5 protein-coding genes and 1 rRNA gene (1 of these 6 running past the window's edge) are annotated in these 10,721 nt (G+C 33.6%); all 6 read right to left on the bottom strand.

Going from position 1 to position 10,721, the window contains the following annotated elements:
- A 16S ribosomal RNA gene (locus Q4Q47_RS12710) occupies positions 1-344 on the bottom strand; it reaches 1,174 nt to the left of the window's first position.
- An 886-nt stretch (positions 345-1,230) separates the two neighbouring features.
- Positions 1,231-3,210 (bottom strand): putative porin, encoded by a 1,980-nt coding sequence (locus Q4Q47_RS12705; RefSeq protein WP_303307032.1) that lies wholly within the window; start codon positions 3,208-3,210, stop codon positions 1,231-1,233.
- A 171-nt stretch (positions 3,211-3,381) separates the two neighbouring features.
- Positions 3,382-4,716, bottom strand: coding sequence for a DUF4302 domain-containing protein (locus Q4Q47_RS12700; protein WP_303307031.1), 1,335 nt, complete (start codon positions 4,714-4,716; stop codon positions 3,382-3,384).
- A 6-nt stretch (positions 4,717-4,722) separates the two neighbouring features.
- On the bottom strand, positions 4,723-5,577 hold the full coding sequence (locus Q4Q47_RS12695) for a substrate import-associated zinc metallohydrolase lipoprotein (RefSeq protein ID WP_303307030.1): 855 nt from the start codon (positions 5,575-5,577) through the stop codon (positions 4,723-4,725).
- Between the two features lie 28 nt (positions 5,578-5,605).
- Positions 5,606-7,099, bottom strand: coding sequence for a RagB/SusD family nutrient uptake outer membrane protein (locus tag Q4Q47_RS12690; RefSeq protein WP_303307029.1), 1,494 nt, complete (start codon positions 7,097-7,099; stop codon positions 5,606-5,608).
- An 11-nt stretch (positions 7,100-7,110) separates the two neighbouring features.
- Positions 7,111-10,716, bottom strand: a complete 3,606-nt coding sequence (locus Q4Q47_RS12685) for a SusC/RagA family TonB-linked outer membrane protein (protein ID WP_303307028.1) — start codon at positions 10,714-10,716, stop codon at positions 7,111-7,113.
- Positions 10,717-10,721 lie beyond the last annotated feature (5 nt).

The following is a 10,721-nucleotide window of genomic DNA, read 5'->3' as shown; positions in this document are numbered from 1 at the left end:
CCGTAGGAGTCTGGTCCGTGTCTCAGTACCAGTGTGGGGGATCCCCCTCTCAGGGCCCCTATCTATCGCTGTCTTGGTGTGCCGTTACCACACCAACTAACTAATAGAACGCATACTCATCTTGCACCGTAACCTTTATTATGGACATGATGCCATATCCATAAACCATGGGGTATTAATCTTCATTTCTAAAGGCTATCCCCCAGTGCAAGGTAGATTGTATACGCGTTACGCACCCGTGCGCCGGTCGTCGGCGGTAGCAAGCTACCCCGTTACCCCTCGACTTGCATGTGTTAGGCCTGCCGCTAGCGTTCATCCTGAGCCAGGATCAAACTCTTCATCGTTAATTTGTATGTGTCTCGTATATCATAGATACACAAAACAGCTTTAACAACTAATCGGAATTTCTAGTACTCAAAATGGTCTATTCTCTTTGTCTAATCCTTACCGTTTCCAGTAAGAATCTTACGCTGTCAATTCAATATGTTTATGAACTTTCTTTTTCTTTCCTAATCTCGTTTCCTCGTTTAGCGGGTGCAAATATAAAACCCTTTTTTTATTCCTACAATACTTTTTTGATCTTTTTTTGAAAAAAAATTAAATCCTTTTTCTTATCGTAAAATCCCGAAATCCGTATGAACTTTTTGCCAACGGACCACTGCCCGTTTTAGCGGCTGCAAACATACAACCTTTTTTGTTTCTACAATACTCCTTCGGTCTTTTTTTTGAAAAAATTTTTAATCCCTTTTTTCTGTCTAAATCTCTGTATTTATATGAACGCCGCCCAGCTCACGATTTATCCAATCTTATCCGCTAAGCGGGTGCAAAGATACACCTCATTATGACATATCCTAACCTTTTTTTAATATTCTTTTTACACGCTTTTTTAAGCCTTGAAAACTAAGGGTTTATAACCGAACTTTTTTTAGCTTTTTTATTTGAATAATACACTGATCCTTTTTATCATTCTTTATACTCTTGTCCTTATTATTATACCAACTTTTTTAAACGCCTCTCCTCCTCTCCTTTTTAGCTTTTTTGCTATTTGTGAAAACCTCCCACTCACAAATATTATTACACACAACTGCCAATGAATTTTGATACACATCTATAGTATAATAACCGAAAATGAATAAGTCTCAACCCCGATAAACACAAACTACATACTTAAACCAGTAAAAAATCTATTGAAAACCTATGATCTTTTAAACTAAGTACCTCCTTATGATACTATAAAAAGAAATTCCAAACAACACCAAAGCGTACAGTAAAATCTCTATACGGGTTGTTTGGTGCCGAATAAAAATTATATCCTGTCAAGGATGAATTAAAATGTTCGGCTTTTAAATAAATTCTAGTTTGTCGAATTTTTGCGTTTATAAAGAAATCTAAACGCGGGAAGTCCCCATATTCTCTTTCTGTTTGCACATAAAATTCTGCTAACAATGGATTATAAGCATTCATATAATACTTAGTGAAATAATTGAGAGTTATTCCAGTTTGCAAAAACATGGCTTTTTTAAATAAATGACTGGAAAAATACAACGTATTACGGATTGTAAATTCCGGCACATTCAATGTACTGTCTTTGTCTTTTACGTTTTGGTATAATATGGTATTGTTTAAGGCAAACTTACCTACCTTTATTTCTCTATCTAATTTAACTCTTAAATAATTTATTGATTTGCTATTTTGAAACGCCTGTACTTGATTGCTCGTTTCGTCCTTTTTAAAATAAACATAATCGCTAATCGTAGAATAATCGGCCGAAATATTTGCTATTTTTTTAGATTTTAATTGAAATGCTAATTGCTCTGTTTCTGTATTATTAAAATTGTTTTGCCAATTATAACCTATATAATCACTTTGATATAATAAGGTGTTATAATTTGGTGCTTTTGAACTATGATTAACCGATGCTATTGCAGATATATCGTCGTTGAGCTTAAAAGTTGCTTTTGCCCTTAAGAAATTACCATCGAAATCACCGGAGACATTTATACCTAACTCTCCCTGTAAATCGAAGCCTTTATATTGTTTATGATACTTACCTCCAGCCGAAAATATATCTCCTTTTAATCTATTAGTTATTGTATTTCCATTTAATAATACCAATTTATCATAACCATAGTTATAATTATTGTTTGTTATATTAAATTGTAAATCACCAATAATATTATTACTATAATTTAATTGTACTTGATTATAAAAGTTTTCTAACGTTGCTCGATCTTTAACAACATTTTTAAACGCATCCCCAAAAAAGGTATTTGCCGCTAATTGATCATATTGATAGTATTTATCTTCAAATGATATTACATGACCTAAGCTAAGTTTGTTTTTTGATAACGAATCTTTTTTCTTGATAATTTTATAAGTGTGCTCTAAATGAAAACGTTTCCCTCTTAATATGCTTTCCGCATTTTCAAAATTCACCTCTAAGATAGAACGGTCCAAAAATTCTTCTAATCCAGTTTCAAAATTCGCTACACTTGGATCATCTTTGAGTCCTCCATTTTCTTGGTTGAGTAAATCTTGCGTTACCATATGCCCCCTAACACTGTAGCGGTTATTTTTAGTTCTATAATTTGCTGTAAATCTAAAATTACCTGTGCTGGTTAATATATGTTGATATTTACCTAATGAACGCAATCCTTTATACGCTATTGAAAAATTGATTTGTGGTGATGTATTTACTGTAAAGAATGAATCTACCAATTGCCCTTGTTCAAAAGCGCTTTTATAAAACAGTTCTGTTAGTGGTGTTGGTACACGATAGTAATTAATATCTTCAACCTCCATGTAATTGAAGTGTCTCGCCCGAGCACCAAAACTAGGCATTAAGCTGGTATTTTGAAAATCATGAGTTAAACTATTATATGTTTGGCCTAAATTTGAAAATGGTATTAAACCAAAATTGTCTCTTCTTAAGTAATTAAACTTATACTCTTTTTGAATGGTTAGGGTGGTATCTACAAATGTCGTGTCATTCTCATGAGAGATTATTAAGTAGTCCTGAATTTTAGCTTTTAGATCTTTAGAATCCTTAGAGTCTTTAAAACTTCTATTTTCTCTTTCAATTCTGCTAATGGTATCCTGTGGCTCTAAAGTTCTCTTATCATCTACTCTCCCTCCTTTTTCAGGTATTGTTTGAGCATCTAATTGATTAAAAAAGCATATTAAAAAAAGGGCAAAAAATAGTTTCTTCATAATTATATATAAACAGTGCAAATGTAAATACAAAATATGATAACGCTGGGATATCAAAAAATTATTTAAACGCGAGTGTTTATTTTATATAAAAAACGCAAATTAAAAAACCAACAATAAATTTATTGTTGGTTTTTATAAGACGACTTATTCTAAAGTAAATATTAACTTTTACTGATCCCAATAATTGATTTCCATAGTTGGATCGGCAACATTAATCATGGAAAATGTTCTATTAGAAAATCCCTCTAGGCTCCCCGTACTATTTAAATAAAACCCTGAAGGTCCGCCTAATAAGGCATCTAATATAGGTTGCAATATAGCTGTTACCCCAGGTGAAGCATTAGTAGCACCTGTAGGCGTAAATACAACAATTCCGTCAGTAATAGTGAAATTAATATCATACCAAAAAGCACCTCCAGTTGTAAAAATATGAAGATAAGGTTGTCCACCATCATTTAAACTTCTAAATAAAATGAATCTAATATTAATACCATAATTAGCTAACAAACTGTTATCATAATTAGTATAAAAATTATTAAAAGCATTACTTGATTTAGCTGGTTCATCTCTATTAACCCAAGCTCTATTTCTTCGAACTCCAAACGCATAAGCGTCTAATGGTGTCACGGGAACGTTACCATATCCTATTTTAGCAGTCGCACCATCCACAGTTGAAATATATTCAAACCCTGAAGTATCATCAAATGTAAAATTCTCAAAAGCAACCCCATTAACTTCTAGTGGCGGGTTAATAATTATGCCATCTTCTGTGAATGCCATACCGAACTCCACATCTTTAACAGAACCATCTTCTGCTTGAGTCGTTGGATTTGCAAAAATATTTACATTGTTATAATTAAGCGCATACTCATCTAAATTCGCACCGTTTTCGACGCTTAAAAAAGGAAATGCCGTAACCGCACTTGAGTTTACAAAATTCTCCCTGTTAGCTAATGAAGCTGTTACACTGGCCACACTTTCTGTATCAAAATCAGTAAACCCTGTTGGTGTAAAAACAAAGCGTCCTGTATCAGTATTTCTAACATCTCTAAAAGTTATCACACCATTTTCATTGCTAAAGTACTGAAATACAGAAGTTCCTTTAAAACCCGTACCTATAGCTCCTGGTAATGATGGGTTGCTTAGCTTTTGCACATGACCTCGTGTTGTGAAAATTAATTCTGCAGTCGTTCCAAACCTCACTTCGTATGATGATGTTTCGATAGCTGTTTCCGAATCAAAATCCGATGTTGTTTGCACTGTGCCATCTGCATTAAACTTCATATAAAATGTAAAACCTCCAAACTCATCATTTTTAGGAAAATAAACACCTTTATACCCTTGCGGTTCCGCTAATAACAAGTTTAATAGTTCTCCATTCTTTTGTGCTATTCTTTCTGCTGGTGTATCTGTAAACAACACCTCTCCATTATCATTATTACATGATAAAAGAGTTATTAAGGCTAAACAGATAAACCAATAATTTCTATATATCTTTTTCATTTTTTTTTAATTTACTAGTTCTAGAGTTGCTGCTTCCGTTAAAGCTTGCAGCTCATAAATATCAATATTGAAATTTGTCTTATAATAATCTACTACCATAGATTCTTTAAGCCTCAAAATGCTTTGTGCTTGTGGATTAGTGATGCCATTTATAAGGGCATCAAAATCTGCTTTGGAGTTGGTCAACATTTCAGATACCATTTCAACAAAATCTTCGCCTTCCTGACTAGATCCATAAGCCGTGATATAACCTAATTCTCTAGCTTCTGCATCTGTTCTATTAAACCATTGTGCTGTATAATCAGCTGGGTTAATTTGTCCATAAGCAGGGTCTACCGGTATATTTTGATTTAAAATATGTCCATATTCATGTTGTACAGTTTTTAGAGGTTGCTTAATACTATTTATATCTGTAAAATCCAGAAAATCTATATTAAACAGCGTAATTTTTGTACCTGCTTCAGCAAGACCCAAAGTAATCGTTGGACTGGTAGGGTTAAAATTAAAACTCCCTACAAAAGTAAATTGCCTTGGCGCTATCTTTCTTACAAAATCATTACCTCCAACTGTAGAGTACGGCTCTATCCAGGTTTTTAATAATGCTTCGGCAACTGGTTTAACACTTGACTCCAATGGGGGGTGCAAATATCTATCAATATCTGTTTGGTTAATATCCCACTCATATTGTACTTCAATATTGTAAGGGGCTACAAAAGTACTCCTTAACCAAACATCTAATTCTGATAACTGGGGCGTACTTGTATCTATTTGGCTTTCGCCAACACTATTTTCACTATCGCTGCAAGACACTACAAAAGTGATTGAAAATACAGCAATAACTAAATAAATATATTGTTTCATTTTATTCAAATTTATTTTATTCATAATATTATCTAGGGTTAGCTTCTATACCAAAAGATTGGGCTGTTTCCGGTATTTGAATTTGCCTTCTGTTATCTCCTTTTGGTAATAAGAAACTATTTCCAAAAAAGTCTATATGTTCAATCGCCATATTGTGTCTTTTATTATCAAACCACCTTAAGCCGTCATTATAAAAAATGGTTCTTTTTATGGTTAATACGGCATTCACAAAAGGTAAAGCTTCCGCAGGTATATTATAAAAAGGCGTATACAAAGTTGGTTCTGTTACTGCGAATCGTGTTGCTACATCCGAAACCAATAACGCATCTGAAGCTGGGTTATAGGAACGTGTCTTTACTGAATAAGACATATTAATATCTGCTATCGCATTATCTAACTGCCCTAACATCGCATAAGCTTCTGCTCTGTTTAGTAAAGCTTCGTCTGTAGTTAATAATACAAAAGTCACAAAAGGTAAACCTGTATTTGCTGCTTGGTCTGTTACTTTAAAATATTCATCAAATTTTGGAATATTATAAAACAAATCTCCAGTTCCAAATACTGTATAAGACCAAGGTTGCCCCGTTCCATTGGCAGCTGGAAAAATAATATCTCTCTTATCTGAATCTAATTGGTATCTAGCTCTAAAGTGGAACCTATCATACAAAGAGTATGCGGATACTATTAACAAATTTGCCGGTTCTAAAGTGGATGATGCATATCTTAAAACTTGTTCTGAATACGTGCGAGGTCGATACTCATTCTCCCAATCTCTCAGCACACCTGCTCCACCAACACCTAACGCCAATGTACTATGATCTATTACTTTTTGCCATTCTCCCATATTTAAATAAAAGCGTGACGCAAAAGCGCTGGCTGCTTGTTTTGTGAAGTGAAATGTTGGAACCGTATAATCGTCTGTTATTAATTGTAAACCTTCTTCCAGATCTTTTTGGATATTAGCATATACTTCCGCTACCGTACCTCTACTGTAATCACCCAGGAGTATTGTCTCTGGTTTTAAGACATAAGGTATCCCTAAATCTGAACTGGCAGTTGCAGGATCATAAGCTTTTGAAAATATACTAACTAACATAAAGTGTGTATAAGCTCTACATAACAATGCTTCCCCTCTTTGGGCATCAAACTTTGAACCTCCTCCTAATTCTTCAATAGAGACCAATGCTTGATTTGCCTGTGCAATAGCTTCATAAGCCTGATTCCAATAATTGGTTGGCGTATCCTCGTCTGTATCATTTAAATCATTCCAAAAAAACATTTCTTCATTGACTCTATAGTTCCCTGCACTCGGACCTTTATCTCCTGCATTATCAGACATGGGTTCTAAAAACGGGACATAAGCTCCTTCTGGATAGGCTCCAACCAATAACTCCGATATTTTCTCAATAGAATCGATCGTGGTTCTATTATCTGGTGTTTCATCTAAAATATCGTTACAAGATGTTGTAAAGACAAATACCAATGAAACCCATGTTATTATATTATATTTTATATTCTTCATAGTATTTTATTTTAAAAGCCAATATTAAGTGAGAAAGTAAACATTCTAGATATGGGGTAAGCAACACCTCCTGATCTAAAGAATTCTGGATCCTGACCTCCTAATTTAGAATCTGAATAGATTAAAAACGGATTTGTGCTTTGTAGACTTAATCTGAAAGATGATACACCTAACTGATCTAAAGTTTGCTTATCAAAAGAATACCCTAATGATATATTCTTCATTCTAACAAAATCACCATCGGCAACTCTTTCTGTTGAATAATTATAGGCATTATAAGCTCTTCTTAAGTCATTCTCTCCATAGGCTTGTATTAAACTTTGCGAAGCAATTACTGGTACTTTAGTCGTATTTTCGTCTCCAGGTACGAGCCATCTATTAATGAACTCTCTTGGAAATACATCTAAATCGTTATACTCTGAAGCATAAGATGGTGCCAATCTGATTTTATTACCTGCTGAAAATGATATGAAAAAACTTAAATCCCAATTTTTATATTTAAAATTATTAGCAAGTCCACCAGATACATTAGCTTCTGTAGGTCCTTCATAAACTAAATAATCTAAAATATCGTCAGTTTCTTGAAAATCAATATCAGAAATTGAGTCTAAATCCGGATCATTTAAGAAAAAAGTTGGTAATCCAAATTCATTAAGTCCTTCAAATTTATATGAAAACAAGGATCCGCGAGGAAAACCAACAGCATTACCTCTACCTGTACCAACAACTAAATCGAATACATTTGGTTTTTGCTTAAGCGAAGTGATTTCTTGATTAAAATGTGAAATATTAAAACCTGTTTTCCAACTAAAATCATCAGTATCTATATTGACTGTATTTAATTGGAACTCGATTCCGTTTGTAGTCATTTCAGAATTATTACCAAACTTAAGCGATTCGCCCCCAACACCTGAGGTTCTAATTAGGTCGATTAAATCTTCACCTTTTCTAAAATAAGCGTCAAAGTTTAATAAAATCCTATTATTTAAAAATCCAACATCCAAACCTAAATTTAACTCTAAGGTTTTTTCCCATGTTAACTCGGTGTTTTGTAAATCTTCAATATCTATAAAGTTTTCACGATCATTAGGGTTTAATCTGTCTGTAATTTGATTTCTAAAAACAGGCAAGTTATTACTAACATTATCAGCTAAAAGACCAACAAGTCCATAACTCGGTCTGAATGCCAAACTAGAAATGACACCTGAATTTTTAATAAAATCCTCTTTATCTATATTCCATTTACCTCCTATAGTATAGGTTGGCAACCATCTTGATTCAGAAGATTTCCCTGCTCTGTTTGATCCTTCATAATTACCTGTTACATTTAAAACATATTTTTTATCAAAATCGTAAGTAACATTTGCAAAGAAAGAAACTTCACGTTGTCTGGTCTCGGATGCTGAGAAATAATCATTCCCTTCTAAAATGGCCTTTTTTAAGATATCTGGATCTGTAAAAACAGTACCTCCACGAGAGAATTGATAGCCATAACCTGTATTAGAACTTTGCGCTCTGTCTGTATACCTATATTCCTGACCTCCATATATTCTTATACCATGAAGATCGTCATTAAATCGTTTAGTATAATCAATAGCATTTCTAAAAGTATAGGTAACCAGTGTATTTTTTCCAGTTGTTAAAATACCCCCTACTGGTAATACGACTCTAGGTCTGGAATTTGGTTCATCCGGGTCTGTAAATAAAAATGTATTGGCATCTTGAACTAAGGTAGTCTCATTAGCTCTATATGCCGCCGCCACATTAGAATTTTCTGTTACAGAATGGTCACTATTAGATGTTGCATATCTTGCAGAACCTAGAAAGTTATACGTTAAATTGTCATTTATTTCATACTCTGCTTGTCCTTGAAATTTAATATCTGTGACATTCAACTCTAAAGAGTTATTCCTGATTTCATCTAAAATGTTAAACGGTGCCCAATTATAGCGTGAATATTCTAAATTACCATTATTATCTCTTGGTCGAATGGCTCTACTGGTATTTAATGCATAACTAAACGGATTAATATCAAACTCTCTGGTAAAAGAACCATTTACATTATTTTCTTGCCTTGCAAAAGTACCTGGTGCTAATTGATTTCTAATAGAACCTTGTAATTGCGTCGTAATTTTTAGTTTATCATCAAGTAGGTAATACGAATTTCTTAAGTTTCCTGTAATTCTCCTAACTCTATCGGCAATGGTCCACCCGCCATCTGTAAAATAGCCAAGAGAAGCATATGAGGTAGACGTTTCACTACCACTAGAAAAACTTAATGTATGCGTTTGCGTTGGCGTTTGATTGAACAAGGTTTTAAACCAGTTGGTATTTGCTAATTCAAACTGTTGTAAAAAACGTGCTTTGGCCTCGGGTGTATTTTCTAGTTGAAATTGTCCCGTTGTTGGGTCAAAATTATTAATAGCTCTATACATGATATTATAGATTCCTCCATACCTTCCCTGAAAAGAATCTGGCAAATTTAAAAACCCTTTAGACTCCATTTCTCTATAAATAGAAACAGTTTCCTGTGAATTTAATAAATCATAATTACTATATCTGGGAATATCTCTTACAGCAAATTCTGCTGAGTAATTAAATGCTGGTTTCTGATTTTTTTTACCTGTTTTTGTTGTAATAACAACAACACCGTTTAGTGCTCTAGCTCCATAAAGCGCCGTCGCCGATGCATCTTTAAGAATCTCAAAACTCTCAACATCCGAAGCATTTAATCCAGCAACTGCCGAACTTAATAATGTATTTGGATCTCCCGATACCAAATCTGACAATGACAAGCTAACAATTTCTTCTTGAATAACACCATCAATAATCCAGATAGGTTTTGTATCTCCTAAAATAGATGAAGACCCTCTAATAGTAATTCTGGGTGAAGCTCCAAATGTTCCTGTAACGTTTTGCACATTTACACCAGCAGCCCTTCCTTCAAGAGCTCTTGATATATCGGCGACACCATCAAGTTTAATATCTTTGGCTTTAATGGTTTGCGATGCTCCTGTAAACAATTCTCTTCTTACATTTTGATAACCGGTTATTACTACCGCATCCAAATCTTCTAAATCTTCCTCCATAACAATATCAATAGTAGTATTACTACCGACTGTTATGAATTGTGTTTTCATACCAATGAAACTAACCTTTAGAATCTCTCCTTCACTCGCATTGATGGAATAAACCCCATTAAAATCTGTTTGAGCACCTCTTGATGTTCCTTCAATTATTATGTTGACACCTGGTAATGGCAAACCATCAGCCCCAGTAACTTTTCCGGAGATTTGTTGCTGCAGAATTTCTTCCTTTTTATTTAAAATTACTTGGCGTTCATTTATAGAGTAAATAAGCTTTTCTTTATTTAAAACTCTATCTAAGACTTTATAAATAGATTTATTTTTAATTTGGATATTACCTAAAGCTTTTAGCAATTCGGGCAATACTTCATCATTGTAAATAAATACAAATTCACTTTGGTTTTCTATAGACTCAATCATATTCATTAATGTCCCTTCCTTAATTTCTATTCTCAATTTTTTATTTTGAGAATATGAATTTGAAAAAGAATACAATGAGAATAGGACTAAAAAGACGGTAAGACTCTTCATTACAA

Origin of the sequence: Flavivirga spongiicola (assembly GCF_030540825.1) — a bacterium.
Classification (GTDB): Bacteria; Bacteroidota; Bacteroidia; order Flavobacteriales; family Flavobacteriaceae; genus Flavivirga; species Flavivirga spongiicola.
Note: the sequence above shows the minus strand (reverse complement) of the source record. Positions and strands in the feature narration are given on the sequence as shown.

Bases quoted from the DNA above. Each gene is read 5' to 3' on its own strand.
- Q4Q47_RS12705 (WP_303307032.1), bottom strand. From the start codon at position 3,210: ATGAAGAAACTATTTTTTGCCCTTTTTTTAATATGCTTTTTTAATCAA.
- Q4Q47_RS12700 (WP_303307031.1), bottom strand. From the start codon at position 4,716: ATGAAAAAGATATATAGAAATTATTGGTTTATCTGTTTAGCCTTAATA.
- Q4Q47_RS12695 (WP_303307030.1), bottom strand. From the start codon at position 5,577: ATGAAACAATATATTTATTTAGTTATTGCTGTATTTTCAATCACTTTT.
- Q4Q47_RS12690 (WP_303307029.1), bottom strand. From the start codon at position 7,099: ATGAAGAATATAAAATATAATATAATAACATGGGTTTCATTGGTATTT.
- Q4Q47_RS12685 (WP_303307028.1), bottom strand. From the start codon at position 10,716: ATGAAGAGTCTTACCGTCTTTTTAGTCCTATTCTCATTGTATTCTTTT.